This window comes from Avibacterium endocarditidis (genome assembly GCF_965138825.1).
GTDB classification, from domain to species: domain Bacteria; phylum Pseudomonadota; class Gammaproteobacteria; order Enterobacterales; family Pasteurellaceae; genus Avibacterium; species Avibacterium endocarditidis.
In genome coordinates, this window is sequence record NZ_CBCSDH010000001.1 from 49,135 (window position 1) to 64,888 (window position 15,754).

Sequence of the window (15,754 nt, forward strand, 5' to 3'; positions counted from 1 at the left end):
CTTTAGCCCTTATTTAATACATTCAAAAGTGCGATGAAAAATTTATCATTTTCTTCAGGCAGACCAATGCTCACGCGTAGATGATTTGGCATTCCATAACCTGCGATTGGACGCACAATCACGCCCTCACGCAATAATTGTTCATAAATAGGCTGCGCTGGGCGTTTAAAATCAATGGTGATGAAATTGCCTTTGGACGGAATATATTCCAGCTGATGTTGCTGGCAAAATTGTTCATAGCGTTGCATTTCAGTGCGGTTGTTTTCTGCCACTTTTTCGATGAAAGCATCGTCTTTCAGCACTGCCACAGCTGCGGAAAGTGCCAGTACGTTGCAGTTAAACGGCTGACGCACACGGTTTAATAAATCCGCAATTTCAGGGTTAGACACCGCATAACCAATACGCAATCCTGCCAATCCATAGGCTTTGGAAAGGGAACGAGAAATAATTAGATTCGGATATTTTTTCGCAAGGGCAAAGGAATCAATGCGTTCTTCGGGACGAGTAAATTCTGTATAGGCTTCATCAAGCACCACAATGATATGGGCTGGCACTTGCGCTAAAAATTGTTCAATTTCTTGTTGGGAAAGGAAATTTCCCGTTGGATTATTCGGGTTCGCAATGAAAATGAGCTTGGTTTTGTCATTGATCCCTTGCAAAAAGCCGTCTAAATCGTGTCCCCAATTTTTGGCAGGGATTTCTCTTGCCACCGCATTAATGGCTTTGGTAACCAGCGGGTACACAATAAAGGCGTATTGCGAATAAATAATTTCATCTTTTTCACTCGCAAAGGTGTGAGCAAACAATTCCAAAAGATCATTTGAGCCATTGCCAAGGGTGATTTGCTCTGGTTGCACACCAAATTTCTCGGCGATTACGGCTTTTAACTCAAAACCGTTGGCATCGGGGTAACGGGTTAAATGGGGCAACTGTGCTTGGATCGCTTCAATGGCACTTTGCGGAAAGCCAAAAGGGTTTTCATTTGAAGCGAGTTTTACAATATTTTGAATGCCCAACTCACGTTCTAATTCTTCAATGGGTTTTCCCGCTTGATAAGGGGAGAGGGATTTCACGCCCTCATTTGCAACATCAATAAATTGCATTGTAATTCCTTGTGTTGATATTTCAGTTTATTTGCTTGCGATTACATTCATAATCAAACGTGTTATAAAAAAGATCAGCGATTTTCGGCAGCAAATTTTTCCATAAACGCAATTAAGGCTTTTACTCCTTCAATCGGCATTGCGTTATAAATAGACGCACGCATTCCGCCAATCACCTTATGGCCTTTTAAGGCTTGCAAGCCTGCTTCAGTGGCTTGGCTAACAAACTTCATATTCAGTTCATCGTTGCCCGTGGTAAAAGTAACGTTCATTAAAGAGCGGTTGTTTTTCGCCACAAAATTATGATAGAAATCGCTTTGATCTAAATAATCGTAAAGCAGCTGTGCTTTTTCTTGATTGCGTTTTTCCGCCGCTTTTACGCCACCGCGTTCCAGCAAATATTTGAACACCAAAGAACACAAATACCACGCAAAGGTTGGTGGCGTGTTGATCATCGAATCGCTATTGGCTTGCACTTCATAATTCCAAATAGATGGTGTGGCTTTGCGTGCTTTGCCGATTAAATCTTCACGCACGATCACAATGGTGATGCCTGCTGGGCCAAGATTTTTCTGCGCACCCGCATAAATAATGCCAAACTGGTTAATATCCACTTCGCGCGAAAGAATATTAGAAGACATATCTGCCACTAATACCGCATTGCCCACCTTTGGCACATCAAAAATTTCCACCCCACTGATGGTTTCATTTGGGCAATAATGCACATAATCATACTGATCGGCAATATCGCTGAAGTCAAGGCGATCCACTTTTAATTCGGCACCTTCGGATAAAATATTGATCTCATCGACTTCACAGAATAAACGGGCTTCTTTAGCTGCTGTCGCCGACCAATGACCACTGGTTAAATATAAGGCCTTGCCTTTTTCACCAATTAAATTCATCGGCACAGCGGCAAATTGTCCGCGCGCACCACCTTGTAAAAAGAGAATTTTGTAATTATCAGGAATATGATAAAGCGTGCGGAAATCTTTTTCTGCTTGGGTAATCAGTTCCATAAACAGCTTACCGCGGTGGCTCACTTCCATAACTGAAGTGTGCTGACCTTGCCAGTTTAATAATTCTGCTTGCGCTTGTTCTAACACTTCGCGCGGCATCATTGCAGGCCCAGCGCTAAAATTAAATACCTGTGTCATTTTTCGTTCCTAATTATGATGGTTGTGTAAAAAGAATTTGTTAGTTTTATCACCTCAAGGGAGGCGGATCAACCGCTTTTATTTAATTCAGAAAAATTTTTGATTTTCCCCACAAAAAATGGCGGAATACTTTGACGAAAAAAGCAAAAAAGACTACATTAACTCACGCAATGGCGTTTTCGCCCACTGAATTTATGTTAATCCCACTAGAGAGTTAAATTATGGAAACTGTGAATAAACAATCTTTCCAAGATGTCTTGGAGTATGTGCGTATGTATCGTTTAAAAAACAAATTATTGCGTGATATTGATGACAATAACCGCAAAATCCGTGACAACCAAAAACGTGTACTTTTATTAGACAATTTAAACCAATATATTCGCGATGATATGAGCGTGGAAGACATTCGCGTAATTATCGAAAATATGCGTGATGATTATGATACGCGCGTGGACGAATATCGTATCCGCAACGCTGAACTCGCCACCCAACGCCGTGAAATCAGCGCGAAAATGAAAGAGCAGAAAAAAGCGCACGCTGAACAACGCGCGAAAAAATAACCATATTGAACAAAAAGGGAATGATAAATCATTCCCTTTTTACTTATGTATTCAATTAATCGTTGGTGTAATACAATTTACCAATTTCGATTTTTTGTCTGCCGTTCGCTTCGCGCCATTTGTTGGTATCGCGCAAGGAATAAACGCAGCCGCAATATTCTTGTTGATAGAAACGTTCGCGTTTGCTGATTTCGATCATTCGTTGTGAGCCACCGCCTTTACGCCAGTTGTAATCCCAATATTCCACATCATCATATTTTGCCGCCGCGCGGTGTCCGCAGCCGTTAATTTGGTTCATATCTTTCCAGCGAGAAATGCCTAAACAGCTCGTAAACACGGGGAAACCATTTTCGTGCGCATATTGTGCGGCTTTTTCAAAACGCATATCAAAGCACATTGTGCAGCGAATGCCACGTTCTGGCTCGTTTTCCATTCCTTTCGCACGATCGAACCAGTTTTGCCGATCGTAATCTGCGTCAATAAAAGGAATACCAAATTTTTCTGCAAAGCGGATATTTTCTTCTTTACGGATTAAATATTCTTTTAATGGGTGAATATTCGGATTGTAGAAGTAAATGGTAAATTCAATGCCAGAGGCCAAAATGGCTTCCATCACCTCACCCGAGCAAGGGGCGCAGCAAGAATGGAGCAGCAATTTTTGGTGTCCATTTGGCAAGGTTAATTTTTCACGCACAAAAGGCGCATTCGGATCTTTTTTCGCTTTACGCGAAGTGCGGTGCGATTTTTGCGAAAATTCCACCGCACTTTTGTTTGTTTCGTGATTGGTTTGTTGTTCCATAATCAATAATAGCTAAAAATAAAATTAGGTTGTTCTATCCACTGATAAATAAGCCAAAGAAATCAGTGCTTGTTTATACTCACTTTCAGGCAAAATGGCAATGGCATCAATGGCTTTTTGTGCTTCTTGGCGCGCGCGGTCGATCGTGTATTCAATGGAGCCATATTGTGCCATTATGGCAAGCACGTCATTTAAAATTTCACGTTGGCCGCCTTGTTCAATGGCGTTGCGAATAAGCTGGCGTTGGCTTTCATCACCGCTGTGCATTGCGTGTAATAATGGCAAGGTCGGTTTGCCTTCAGCGAGATCATCACCAATATTTTTGCCTAAGGTTTGCGCGTCAGCTTGATAATCCAATACATCATCAATAAGTTGGAATGCGGTGCCGAGATAGCGTCCGTATTGTTGCAATGCTAGCTCTTGCGCTTCGCTCCCCCCTGCGACAATGGCGGAACACTGCGTTGCGGCCTCAAATAAACGTGCAGTTTTGCTATAAATAACACGCATATAGCTTTCTTCTGTGGTATCAGGATCGTTCATATTCATTAATTGTTGAACTTCCCCTTCCGCAATCACATTGGTGGCATCAGACATTATTTTTAAAATTTTCAGCGAGTTAGTATCCGTCATTAGCTGAAAAGAACGAGTATAAATGTAATCGCCCACCAGCACGCTGGCCGCATTGCCGAATTCACTATTGGCCGTGGGTTTGCCGCGGCGCATTTCTGATTCGTCCACCACGTCATCGTGCAACAAGGTTGCTGTATGGGTAAACTCAATGAAAGTGGCACAATTAATATGCTCTTCCCCTTGATAACCCAGCGCATTGGCGGCCAACACGGCAAGCATCGGGCGAATGCGTTTGCCACCACTTTGAATTAAGTAATAGCCCAGCTGATTAATCAGCGGTACGTCAGAATTAAGCTGCGCCAAAATTTTGGCATTAACTTTCTGCATATCCTCATTGATGAGCATTTGGATTGCATTTATATCCATAAGATTGCGTTTATCTATCATCGTGAATGTGTTTATTATTGCCTAAAGTGCGGTTGATTTTACCTGATTTTCTTGGCTTTCTGAAATCAAACCAGCGTAAATCTAACTTTTTTTATTTTATTGCAAATAAATTCTTGCTATCGGGTTTGTTTTTCCGTAGAATTTGCGACCTATTTATATGAATTTTGATGTGCTAAATGAATTAAACATTAAAGCACAATGTATAGCGGAGTATTTATGTACGCAGTTTTCCAAAGTGGCGGTAAACAACACCGAGTAAGCGAAGGTCAAGTTGTTCGTTTAGAGAAACTTGAAGTTTCAACTGGCGAAAGCGTTGAATTCGACTCAGTGTTAATGGTCGTTAATGGTGAAGATGTTAAAATCGGTGCGCCAGTTGTAGCTGGTGCGAAAGTAGTGGCTGAAGTGGTTTCACACGGTCGTGGCGATAAAGTGAAAATCGTTAAATTCCGTCGTCGTAAACACAGTCGTAAACAACAAGGTCATCGTCAGTGGTTCACAGAAGTGAAAATCACTGGGATTCAAGCATAATTTCAGAGGAGATCAAGTAGATGGCAACTAAAAAAGCTGGTGGTTCAACTCGTAACGGTCGTGATTCTGAAGCTAAACGCCTTGGTGTTAAACGCTTCGGTGGCGAATCAGTATTAGCAGGTAGCATTATCGTTCGTCAGCGTGGTACAAAATTCCACGCAGGTGCTAACGTAGGTATGGGTAGAGACCACACTTTATTCGCAACTGCTGATGGTAAAGTAAAATTTGAAGTTAAAGGCGAGAAAAATCGTAAATACGTTAGTATCGTAGCTGAATAATTTTACAAATAAACAGAATAAAATGCCTCACAGTTTTGTGGGGCTTTTTTGTTATTAGCCTATATAATCCACATCATTTCAAAAAATTTTGCGTGCTAATATAGAAATTGCCAAAGCTGCCCCCATATACCAATTTCAACCGCGTAAAAGATAAAAAGAGAATATCGCCCAGATTAAGGAGGAAATGTAATGAAACAACAACCCCTATTAGGATTTACATTTGCCTTAATCACCGCAATGGCTTGGGGTTCACTGCCTATTGCTTTAAAGCAAGTGTTAAATGTAATGACACCACAAACGATTGTTTGGTATCGCTTTATTGTAGCCAGTTCCGCCCTACTGCTATTTTTAGGATTAAGCAAAAAATTGCCTAAGCTCTCACAGCTTAACCGCTATTATGTGGGCTTGTTAGTTTTTGGCATTATCGGGCTTTCAGGCAACTTCTCTTTATTTAATACCTCATTACAATTTATTGAACCCTCGGTCGCACAGATTTTTATCCACCTTTCTTCCTTTGCGATGCTGATTTGTGGCGTGATTATTTTCAAAGAGCGGTTAGGTTTACACCAAAAAATTGGACTGGTGATTTTAATTATTGGTTTAGGGCTATTTTTTAATGACAAGCTCGGCCAATTTACCCAGCTGAATGGGTATTTAATCGGGGTATTATTAAGCGTTTGCGCCGCCTTAATTTGGGTTGCTTATGGGTTGGCACAAAAATTGATGTTACGCCAATTCACGGCACAACAAGTGCTATTAATGTTTTATTTTGGTTGTGCAATGGTCTTTACGCCCTTTGCACAGGTTTCACAAGTACAGGGGCTAAGTGGTTTAACCTTAGCTTGTTTTATTTACTGTTGTTTAAATACATTGATCGGCTACGGCGCTTATGCCGAAGCCTTAAACCGCTGGGAAGTGGCAAAAGTGAGCGTAGTTGTAACGCTGGTGCCATTATTTACCATTGCCTTTTCCCATTTGCTCCACGCAATCGATCCACAAGATTTTTCTGCGCCAGATCTCAACAACCTAAGCTATATTGGCGCATTCGTGGTGGTACTTGGTGCAATGTTCTCAGCAATTGGACACAAATTTATAAAGAATAAGAAATAGGAGAAAAAATGAAGTTTATTGATGAAGCCTTGATTCGCATTGAGGCTGGTGATGGCGGAAACGGTTGTGTGAGCTTCCGCCGCGAAAAATTTATCCCGAAAGGCGGACCTGATGGCGGTGATGGCGGTGATGGCGGCGATGTGTATCTTGTTGCCGATGAAAACCTTAACACCCTGATCGACTACCGTTTTGAAAAACGTTTTGCCGCAGGACGTGGTGAAAATGGCCGCAGCTCAGACTGCACAGGACGCCGTGGTAAAGACATCACACTAAGAGTGCCAGTAGGAACGCGTGCGATTGATAACGACACCAAAGAAATCCTCGGAGATTTAACCAAACACGGTGCCAAAATGCTGATTGCCAAAGGCGGCTATCACGGTTTAGGCAACACCCGTTTTAAATCTTCGGTAAACCGTGCACCACGGCAAAAAACTAACGGCACGCCCGGGGAAAAACGCGATCTATTATTAGAATTAATGCTACTCGCAGACGTAGGAATGTTAGGCTTACCAAATGCTGGTAAATCCACCTTTATTCGTGCTGTTTCTGCGGCGAAGCCAAAAGTGGCAGACTACCCTTTCACCACCTTAGTGCCAAGTTTAGGGGTAGCTCGCGTGGGTGATAATCGTAGCTTTGTGGTGGCTGATATTCCTGGGCTGATTGAAGGCGCGGCAGAAGGGGCAGGATTAGGTATCCGCTTCTTAAAACACTTGGAACGTTGTCGAGTGCTGCTTCACCTTGTGGACATCAATCCTATTGATGGTAGCGATCCTGCAGATAACATTGCCATTATTGAAAGTGAGCTTTTCCAATATAGCGAAAAACTTGCCGAAAAAAACCAATGGCTGGTGTTTAACAAAATCGACACGATGTCTGATGAAGAAGCACAAGAACGTGCTAAAGAAATCGTTGAGCGCGTGGGCTGGGAAGGTGATTATTATTTAATTTCCGCCGCTACGGGTAAAAATGTTGAACCACTTTGCCGTGATATTATGGACTATCTAGATGCCCACCCAAGGGAAGATGAGAAAGAACCTGAAAATCCAGAAGAAGTGAAATTCAAGTGGGACGATTATCACCAAGAACAACTTGCTCAAAATCAATTTGATGATGAAGATGACGATTGGGACGATTGGTCAGATGAAGATGATGAAGGCGTAGAAATTATTTATAAACCATAACAATAAGGGCAGAATTTTCTGCCCTATTTTTTATCTTTATCTAGCAATCAAACTAAAATTCGCCCAAATAGGCAAACTCAAAGCGATGAAAAAGAGCAATGATAATGTTGGATAACTCAATTTAGTTTTCGTCAAAATCGGCAATGCAATGATTGCCACTAGCACCAAATGTAAGAAGAAATAAAGCCCCAAGGCAAATTCGTTAGAAAAAACTACCGCACTTTGATGTGCAAGGTAAATTAATACCGTAGATAAAATGCCATTTAATAATAAGAAAATCATCATCACAAGAGGCAATAGGGCGATGAAACCTTGCAAGCGGTTTTTCGCAATCACCAAAAAGAGATTTGCCAGAATCACGCCCATAAAGAGTTGCCCGAAGAAATTGTAAGGTAGCAAAGCAAGCCAAGGGAGTTGTAGAAAAATCAAGGAATAGACAATCACACCAAGCCCACCTAACAATGCCCCCAATAATAAAATAGATTGACGTAACTGCGTATCTGTAGGCTGAAACCAAATTGCCAGTGAAAGCCCGATACCGCACAGGCTCACCATATCCGTCAGCACATAATGATAATTTGAGAATAAACTTAGCAGCAGCCAAAATCCCCAATAAACGAACAAATAGCCATTGACCTTGACCAAACGCCCTCGTTGCCCGTTACAAATTTGTCCTTTATGAAACACCAGTACACATAATAATTGCGTCGCAAGCACCGCTAAGCTCAAATGAGAAATGGCTTTGGGTTGCCCTTGCAAAAATAATGCAAAGCTATCCACCAAAATTAACAAACAAAGTGGAATGGCGCTTAACATAAAAGTGAAAGATTTAGATTGGCTTTCTGACATAATTTTTCCTTTTTATCCAAATAGGTGGCACATTATGCAGAAATTTAAAAGTGCGGTCAAAAATCTATGAATTTTTCTCCTTGTTATAGGGCATATTCCCCCCTAAAATAATAAAAATTTTCACCGCACTTTAATGAAGGGATCTATGCTACTGAGCATTTTGTATATTGTGGGTATCACCGCCGAAGCGATCACAGGGGCATTAGCCGCTGGACGTGAAAAAATGGATATTTTCGGCGTGGTTATCATCGCCTCAATGACTGCCATTGGCGGTGGTTCGGTACGTGATGTGCTGCTCGGGCATTATCCCCTTGGTTGGGTGAAAAATCCTCATTACTTTATTATTGTTGCCAGCGCCGCAGTGCTAACAGTGGTGATCGCGCCATTCATTCGCCATTTTATGCGCTATTTTCGCACCATTTTCTTAGTGCTAGATGCCTTAGGGCTTATCGTATTTTCCATTATCGGCACGCAGATTGCGTTAGATATGGGGCATAGTTTTATTATTGCGATTATTGCTGCCATTATCACTGGTGCATTTGGTGGCGTGCTGCGGGATTTGCTGTGCAACCGCATTCCTCTTGTCTTTCAAAAAGAGCTGTATGCCAGTGTTGCATTGCTGGCGGCAAGTATTTATATTGGCTTGCTTCAATTGAATATTAATCACAATATCGTGATCGTGGTGACCCTCGCTTGCGGTTTTACCATTCGCTTGCTCGCCATTCGTTTTGAGTGGCATTTGCCAGTGTTCGATTATCAAGAGCAGGAAATCGCCGAAAAGCAAGCCGATGACAAACTGCCGAAAAAAATCAAATAAAAATTAAAATAAGGATAAACAATGACGAATTTAGTAGAAATGGGTAAACAAGCCAAACAAGCGGCTTTTGTGTTGGCGCAATGTAGTGAGAAAGAAAAAAATCACGCGCTTCAATGTATCGCCGATCAATTAGAACAACAAGCTGATCGCATTTTGGCGAAAAATGAAAAAGACATTCAAGCCGCTCAACAAAATGGTTTGTCAGAAGCCTTGATTGATCGTCTATTGCTTACGCCTGAACGGCTACACGCCATTGCCCAAGATGTTCGTCATATTATTTCTCTGCCCGATCCAGTGGGTAAAATCATTGACGGCGGCACCTTAGACAGTGGATTAAAAATTGAACGTGTGCGCGTGCCTTTAGGCGTGGTGGCAACCATTTATGAAGCGCGACCAAACGTAACCATTGATGTTGCTAGCTTATGCTTAAAAACAGGCAATGCGGTGATTTTACGCGGCGGCAAGGAAACGCAACATTCCAACAAAATTTTAGTTGAAGTGGTGCAACAAGCCTTATTACAAGCTAATTTACCGCAATACGCCGTGCAAGCCATTACTGATCCAAACCGCGATTTAGTGATGCAATTAATGAAACTGGATCGCTATGTGGATATGCTTATTCCAAGGGGCGGTGCGGGCTTACATCAGCTTTGTAAAGAAAATTCCACCATTCCTGTGATCGTTGGGGGTGTGGGCGTATGCCATACTTTCGTGGAAGAAAGCGCCGATTTAAATCGTGCCTTAGCGGTGATTAGCAACGCTAAAACACAGCGCCCAAGCACTTGTAATACCCTTGAAACCTTGTTGGTGCAAGAAAGCATCGCCGCGCAATTTTTGCCAATGTTGGCGGAATTTAGCCAATCGAAAATAAAATTTCACGCAAATTCCACCGCACTTTCTATTTTAAGCGATTCGGGGGCACAAGTTGTGCCATTGCAAGAGCAGGATTTACAACAAGAATGGGGTTCGCCTGATCTCAACGTGGTGATTGTCAAAGATATTGATGAAGCGGTGGCCTTTATTAATCAATATGGTACGCAACATTCTGATGCGATCTTAACCAGCTTGCAACGTCTTGCGCAACAATTTATCAATCAAGTGGACAGCGCGGCGGTGTATGTCAATGCAAGCACTCGTTTTACTGATGGCGGGCAATTTGGCTTAGGCGCAGAAGTGGCGGTGAGTACACAAAAACTCCATTCTCGCGGACCAATGGGATTAGAAGCGCTAACATCTTACAAATGGGTGGGCGTAGGGGATTATTTAGCGCGTCCTTAATTCCTTAGTGAGAAATTGAAAATTATTCGATTATTCGGGCTAAAATTTTATAATATCAAAACGTCATTTTAAAAATGACGTTTTTATTTAATTTTATAAAATAATATTTGACAATGTTTAATGAAATCGTTATTTCTAGGGCATTCTAATACAACATCATTGATTTTTTATAGGAAGGTAAAACTATGTCAACTCTCTCTGTGGCAAAATTCGGTGGAACTAGCGTTGCAAATCATAGCGCAATGAGCGCTTGTGCAAATATTGTAACGGCAGATCCTAATACGCGTGTGGTGGTGCTTTCTGCTTCGGCAGGTATCACCAATTTATTGGTTGCGCTTGCTAATGGCAAAGACGCAGAAGAACGCGCGAAACTCATCGCAGAAGTACGTCAAATTGAAGAAGCGATTTTAGCTGAGCTTAAAGACGACAGCGAAGTGCGGGCAAAAATTGAAGAAATTTTAAAACATATCGAAAGCTTGGCTGATGCCGCAAGCGTGGCTGCTTCACCGGCTTTAACAGACGAATTGATCTGCCAAGGGGAAATGATGTCCACCTTGCTTTTCGTTCAAGTGTTAAAAGAGCTTGGCGCAAAAGCCGTTTGGGTGGACGTGCGTACCATTGTGGCAACCAACAGTCATTTCGGTAAAGCCGCGCCAGATGACGAGCAAACGCAGAAAAATAGCGATGCGCTATTAAAACCGATTCTTGCTCAAGATAACGACACAATGATTATCACGCAAGGCTTTATTGGACGCGATCCACAAGGCAAAACCACCACCTTAGGGCGTGGCGGCAGCGACTATTCTGCGGCACTTTTAGCCGAAGTATTAAACGCCAAAGATGTATTAATTTGGACGGACGTAGCCGGTATTTACACCACCGATCCACGCATTGTGCCAGCAGCACAACGCATTGACACAATGAGCTTTGCGGAAGCCGCAGAAATGGCAACGTTCGGGGCGAAAGTGTTACACCCAGCAACCTTGCTTCCAGCGGTTCGCAGCAATATCCCTGTGTTCGTAGGATCAAGCAAAGCCCCACAAGATGGCGGTACTTGGGTAACCAAAGATCCACAACCACGTCCAACCTTCCGTGCAATTGCATTACGCCGCGATCAAACTTTGGTAACCCTTTCTAGCCTTAGTATGCTACACGCACAAGGTTTCTTAGCAAATGTGTTCAATATTTTAGCGAAACACAAAATTTCTGTGGATACCATCACCACTTCTGAAGTAAGCGTCGCACTCACTTTAGACAAAACAGGATCTGCTTCATCAGGCGCGGAAATGCTCTCGCCAGAATTGCTCGCGGAATTAAGAGAAGTGTCTAGCGTGAAAGTGGATACAGGCTTATCTTTAGTGGCATTGGTGGGTAATGATCTGCATATCACCGCAGGCATCGCAAAACAAATTTTCGATACCCTAGAAGCCTACAACGTAAGAATGATCAGCTACGGCGCAAGCACTAACAACATCTGTATGTTAGTCCAAAGCGAACAAGCTGATGATGTGGTCAGAGCGTTGCATTTGAATTTGTTTGAATAATACAAAAAAGAAGGCGGAAATTTTTCCGCCTTTTTAGTTTCAACTCAAATTACCTTTGCTGTTCGGCAAACTAAGATCATTGAATTACATTTTCTTTAAACTTTCCAATGATTTATGCTGAATTAAAACATTTTCCCCTTTGGCTTGGAAATATTCACCGATTTGTTGGGCAATGTAAACGGAGCGGTGTTTGCCGCCGGTGCAGCCAATGGCGATGGTGAGATAGCTGCGGTTATTTTGTTTTAACATTGGCAGCCAGGTTTCAATGTAATTGCGGGTGAGATAAATAAAGTGGTTCACTTCATTATGTTTGTTGAGAAAATCCATTACAGGCTGTTCTAACCCTGTCATTGGGCGTAGCTCTGGGTTCCAGTGAGGATTAGGCAGAAAACGCACATCAAACACATAGTCTGCATCGAGCGGAATGCCATATTTAAAGCCAAAAGATTCGACGATAATTTTTAATTCTTTTTGGGTATGCCCGAGCAAAAATTCACGCAAGCGTTCTGCTAACTCGTGGGTGGAAAGATGGGTGGTGTCAATAATTAAATTGGCGGCATCAATCAGTGGCGTGAGATATTGCTGTTCCGCATCAATGGCCGCTTCAAGGGAAAGGGAATCAACGGAAAGCGGGTGCAGACGGCGTGAATCGCTATAACGCTTGATTAGCGCATTGCGTTCACTATCCAGGAAAATAATTTTTACCTGATGATGTTGTTGCAGTTGCTCAAGGCTGTGTTCCAGTTCTGCGTTTGAAGAAGGAAGATTGCGAATATCAATGCTAATGGCAACAGAGGATTGCTTTTTCGCCAAAATTGTTGCCAGCTCAGGCAGCAGGGTGACAGGGAGATTATCCACACAATAGTAGCCAATGTCTTCTAAGGCACGCAAGGCAACAGATTTGCCTGCACCAGAACGTCCGCTAATAATGATGATTTCCATCTGATTTCCCCCTGAATGATTGTTACTGTTCTGTTTCTACCGCTTGCTCATTCTGTGTATTTTCTTGTTCGGCTTTTGGCTCGCTTTCTTGTCCGCTTTGCTGCTCAGCGTCTTGTTCGTCATCAGAATGATTATCAGCATATTCAAAAATTTGCCAAATTTCCTCCGCACTTTTTGCTGCTCTTAACTGCTTGCAAAGGGATTTATCTAGCAATTTTTCCGCTAATTCAGGTAACACGGATTGAGAAAATTCGCCACAAGCTTCAGAAGGAATGAGTAAGGCAAAAATTAAATCCACATCACGGTGATCGGCGGCTTCATAATCAATCGGCGTGGCAAGTTGCAAAAACACGGCAATAGGTTTATCGCCTGTATGCAAACGCCCTTTGGGCATTGCTACGCCATTACCTAAGCCTGAATTACCCAGCTTTTCACGGTTAAATAAGCAATCAAAACTGCTGTGTTCAGGATCGTCTTCGCCGTGGATTTGATCCGCCACAATGCGGCTAATGGTTTCAAAAACACGTTTTTTACTTGAGCAAACCAGTCCTTGGCGAATATTTTCAGGACTCAGTAATTGGGTAAATTTAGTCATAAGTTATAGTTTAAATTCTTCACCGAGATAAACCCGTTTCACCTGTTCGTTATTCATCACTTCTTCAGGTGTGCCTGTGGCGATCATTTTCCCTGCACTTACAATGTAAGCACGCTCGCACACATCAAGGGTTTCACGCACATTGTGGTCGGTAATTAGCACACCTAAACCACGATCGCGCAGATCCATAATAATCTTTTTAATGTCAATCACAGAAATGGGATCGACCCCAGCAAAAGGTTCATCTAATAAAATAAATTTAGGATTCGCAGCTAACGCACGGGCAATTTCAACACGGCGGCGTTCCCCACCAGAAAGGGATTGCCCTAGGTTATCGCGAATATGGCCAATGTTAAATTCTTCGATTAATTCTTCCGCTCTTTCGCGGCGTTGTTGTGCATTGAGATCGTTACGAATTTCTAGCACCGCCATTAGGTTATCGTACACGCTTAAACGGCGAAAAATAGACGCTTCTTGCGGCAAATAGCCCACGCCTTTTCTGGCGCGATCGTGCATTGGCAGTAAGCTAATATCTTCATCATCAATGCGAATTTTGCCCTCATCTTGTTGCACCAAGCCCACAACCATATAGAACGTGGTGGTTTTGCCCGCGCCATTAGGCCCAAGCAAGCCCACAATTTCATTTGATTTCACGTTTAAACTCACATCAGAAACCACTTTGCGGCTCTTGTAGCTTTTGGCTAAATGTTCTGCATAAAGCGTTGGCATAAGGCTATCCTATTTCTTTTTACTGTTTAATTGCGCAGGAATTAATACGGTTTTAACACGAGATTTGCTTGAACCTGAGGCTTTTAGCTGTTGTTTTTTCACATCATAAGTGATTAGTTGCCCTGTGATTTTGCTGTCTAGCTGTTTTAATTCTGCATTGCCCGTTAAGGTTAAAAATTCTGTACCAAGATCGTAATGCACTTTATTCGCTTTGCCGTCCACTGGTTTGCCATCATCTAATAATTGATGAAAGGTAACAGGACGGCCATAGGCATCTACGGTTTCTTTTTTGTTGGAATTTTCAGGTGGACGCGTAATCACCACTTTATCTGCTTTAATCAAAATAGAACCTTGGGTGATCACCACATTATCGGTAAAGGTTACCGTTTGGTTTTCCATATCCAAGGATTGATTGTTGGATTCAATGTTAATCGGTTGATTGGTATCATCTTTTAAGGCAAAAGCTGACATTGAAGTCATAAGTGCGGTAAAAAATAAAAGAGATTTACTTGTTAATTTCATAGTGGGTTTTCACCTGTTCTGCTAAGGTTGCAATTTGTTGTTTTAAGTTACCAGTTAATTTGGCGCCGCTTGATGTAAAATTCAAGCCAGTAATGGTGGCCATTGTATCAGAGTGAATATCTTGCGTCTTTAAATTTACCGTAGCTCGTTCGGTATCCACGCGTTGCAGACGCGAATCGCTCAAGAGGCTTTGCACAAATACATCGCCTTCTAAATATAAAAGATTATCTTTCGTTAATTTGGCATTTTTAGCACTGATTTTCCAACTCTGTGTGCCTAAGGTTTCATCTTGCACATCATAAAGATAAACCACAGGATACTGAAAATCTGTGTTTCCATTAGACGCATAGTGTTCAACTTTGTTTGCGATAGCAAAATATTGTTTTTCCCCTGTAGGTGAATAGACAGTCGTTTGCATTTTCTCCCCAACATATTCAGGGCTATCTTCTGATTTGATCAAGCCGGCAAGCTTTTCAGAATCACTCTGCTGAAGGCTATAAAACCAAGCGAGTAATGCAAGGACAATCACCGACAAAACAATATTCCAACGAATATTCATAGTTTGAATGGCTCATTTTTTCAAGATTAATTAAGTGCGAAATGATAGCATAATTTTACTAAAAGCAAGAACAATTCCGTGTAAATAGAAGTGCGGTGTAAATTTTTACAATTTTTTACAAAGTCTGTTTTCGCCGAAATTCCACGAAAAAAGCGCTGAGTTTACGTCTTTTTATTGTATTTTCAG

The 15,754-nt window shown here is 42.1% G+C and carries 18 protein-coding genes; 8 read left to right on the plus strand and 10 right to left on the minus strand.

Annotation, left to right across the window (positions count from 1 at the left end; all coding sequences use genetic code 11):
• Window positions 1-2: 2 nt before the first annotated feature.
• Both hisC and serC read right to left on the minus strand, forming a co-directional pair.
• Window positions 3-1,103 carry a histidinol-phosphate transaminase gene (gene hisC / locus ACNAV8_RS00235; protein WP_103855845.1) on the minus strand — a complete coding sequence of 367 codons (1,101 nt, stop codon included), beginning with the start codon at window positions 1,101-1,103 and terminating at the stop codon, window positions 3-5.
• 74 nt (window positions 1,104-1,177) lie between these two features.
• Window positions 1,178-2,260 carry a 3-phosphoserine/phosphohydroxythreonine transaminase gene (gene serC, locus ACNAV8_RS00240; RefSeq protein ID WP_415777007.1) on the minus strand — a complete coding sequence of 361 codons (1,083 nt, stop codon included), beginning with the start codon at window positions 2,258-2,260 and terminating at the stop codon, window positions 1,178-1,180.
• 221 nt (window positions 2,261-2,481) lie between these two features.
• On the opposite strand from serC, the gene ACNAV8_RS00245 reads away from it, so the two are divergent.
• Window positions 2,482-2,820, plus strand: a complete 339-nt coding sequence (locus tag ACNAV8_RS00245) for a DUF496 family protein (protein ID WP_103853283.1) — start codon at window positions 2,482-2,484, stop codon at window positions 2,818-2,820.
• Window positions 2,821-2,875: 55 nt separating this feature from the next.
• Here ACNAV8_RS00245 and ACNAV8_RS00250 read toward each other — a convergent pair whose 3' ends face one another.
• Together ACNAV8_RS00250 and ispB are read right to left on the minus strand one after the other, a co-directional pair.
• Entirely contained in the window at window positions 2,876-3,619 is a 744-nt protein-coding gene (locus ACNAV8_RS00250) for an epoxyqueuosine reductase QueH (RefSeq protein ID WP_245872635.1), read from the minus strand.
• A 24-nt stretch (window positions 3,620-3,643) separates the two neighbouring features.
• Window positions 3,644-4,615 (minus strand): octaprenyl diphosphate synthase, encoded by a 972-nt coding sequence (gene ispB / locus ACNAV8_RS00255; protein WP_103855862.1) that lies wholly within the window; start codon window positions 4,613-4,615, stop codon window positions 3,644-3,646.
• A gap of 237 nt (window positions 4,616-4,852) precedes the next feature.
• Between ispB and rplU the strand changes: the two genes are divergently transcribed.
• The 4 genes from rplU (at window position 4,853) to cgtA (ending at window position 7,733) form a co-directional block, all read left to right on the plus strand.
• Complete coding sequence (rplU, locus tag ACNAV8_RS00260) at window positions 4,853-5,164, plus strand: 50S ribosomal protein L21 (protein WP_103853280.1); 312 nt, start codon at window positions 4,853-4,855, stop codon at window positions 5,162-5,164.
• Between the two features lie 20 nt (window positions 5,165-5,184).
• Window positions 5,185-5,442, plus strand: coding sequence for a 50S ribosomal protein L27 (rpmA, locus tag ACNAV8_RS00265; RefSeq protein ID WP_103853279.1), 258 nt, complete (start codon window positions 5,185-5,187; stop codon window positions 5,440-5,442).
• A gap of 189 nt (window positions 5,443-5,631) precedes the next feature.
• Entirely contained in the window at window positions 5,632-6,552 is a 921-nt protein-coding gene (locus ACNAV8_RS00270; protein ID WP_103855847.1) for a DMT family transporter, read from the plus strand.
• Window positions 6,553-6,560: 8 nt separating this feature from the next.
• Window positions 6,561-7,733, plus strand: a complete 1,173-nt coding sequence (gene cgtA, locus ACNAV8_RS00275) for an Obg family GTPase CgtA (protein WP_103855848.1) — start codon at window positions 6,561-6,563, stop codon at window positions 7,731-7,733.
• A 36-nt stretch (window positions 7,734-7,769) separates the two neighbouring features.
• On the opposite strand, the gene ACNAV8_RS00280 is transcribed toward cgtA, so the two are convergent.
• Entirely contained in the window at window positions 7,770-8,582 is an 813-nt protein-coding gene (locus ACNAV8_RS00280) for a hypothetical protein (RefSeq protein WP_415777008.1), read from the minus strand.
• Window positions 8,583-8,727: 145 nt separating this feature from the next.
• Here ACNAV8_RS00280 and ACNAV8_RS00285 point away from each other — a divergent pair, with 145 nt between their 5' ends.
• The 3 genes from ACNAV8_RS00285 to lysC all read left to right on the plus strand — a co-directional run bounded on the left by ACNAV8_RS00285 (window position 8,728) and on the right by lysC (window position 12,221).
• Window positions 8,728-9,399: a trimeric intracellular cation channel family protein gene (locus tag ACNAV8_RS00285; RefSeq protein WP_103855849.1), complete on the plus strand. Its 672-nt coding sequence runs from the start codon at window positions 8,728-8,730 to the stop codon at window positions 9,397-9,399.
• Between the two features lie 21 nt (window positions 9,400-9,420).
• Window positions 9,421-10,677: a glutamate-5-semialdehyde dehydrogenase gene (proA, locus tag ACNAV8_RS00290; protein WP_103855850.1), complete on the plus strand. Its 1,257-nt coding sequence runs from the start codon at window positions 9,421-9,423 to the stop codon at window positions 10,675-10,677.
• A gap of 185 nt (window positions 10,678-10,862) precedes the next feature.
• Window positions 10,863-12,221: a lysine-sensitive aspartokinase 3 gene (gene lysC / locus ACNAV8_RS00295; RefSeq protein WP_103855851.1), complete on the plus strand. Its 1,359-nt coding sequence runs from the start codon at window positions 10,863-10,865 to the stop codon at window positions 12,219-12,221.
• A gap of 84 nt (window positions 12,222-12,305) precedes the next feature.
• On the opposite strand, the gene rapZ is transcribed toward lysC, so the two are convergent.
• The 5 genes from rapZ to lptC are packed head-to-tail and all read right to left on the minus strand — an operon-like array spanning window position 12,306 to window position 15,568.
• Complete coding sequence (gene rapZ, locus ACNAV8_RS00300) at window positions 12,306-13,163, minus strand: RNase adapter RapZ (protein WP_103855852.1); 858 nt, start codon at window positions 13,161-13,163, stop codon at window positions 12,306-12,308.
• A 22-nt stretch (window positions 13,164-13,185) separates the two neighbouring features.
• A complete protein-coding gene (gene ptsN, locus ACNAV8_RS00305; protein ID WP_103855853.1) occupies window positions 13,186-13,758 on the minus strand; it encodes a PTS IIA-like nitrogen regulatory protein PtsN in 573 nt (190 codons plus the stop codon).
• Between the two features lie 3 nt (window positions 13,759-13,761).
• Window positions 13,762-14,487, minus strand: coding sequence for an LPS export ABC transporter ATP-binding protein (gene lptB / locus ACNAV8_RS00310; protein ID WP_103855854.1), 726 nt, complete (start codon window positions 14,485-14,487; stop codon window positions 13,762-13,764).
• A 9-nt stretch (window positions 14,488-14,496) separates the two neighbouring features.
• Window positions 14,497-15,009, minus strand: a complete 513-nt coding sequence (gene lptA, locus ACNAV8_RS00315; RefSeq protein WP_115249035.1) for a lipopolysaccharide transport periplasmic protein LptA — start codon at window positions 15,007-15,009, stop codon at window positions 14,497-14,499.
• Window positions 14,993-15,568, minus strand: coding sequence for an LPS export ABC transporter periplasmic protein LptC (gene lptC / locus ACNAV8_RS00320; protein WP_103855855.1), 576 nt, complete (start codon window positions 15,566-15,568; stop codon window positions 14,993-14,995). The genes lptA and lptC overlap by 17 nt, the downstream gene beginning before the upstream one ends.
• Window positions 15,569-15,754: the final 186 nt, after the last annotated feature.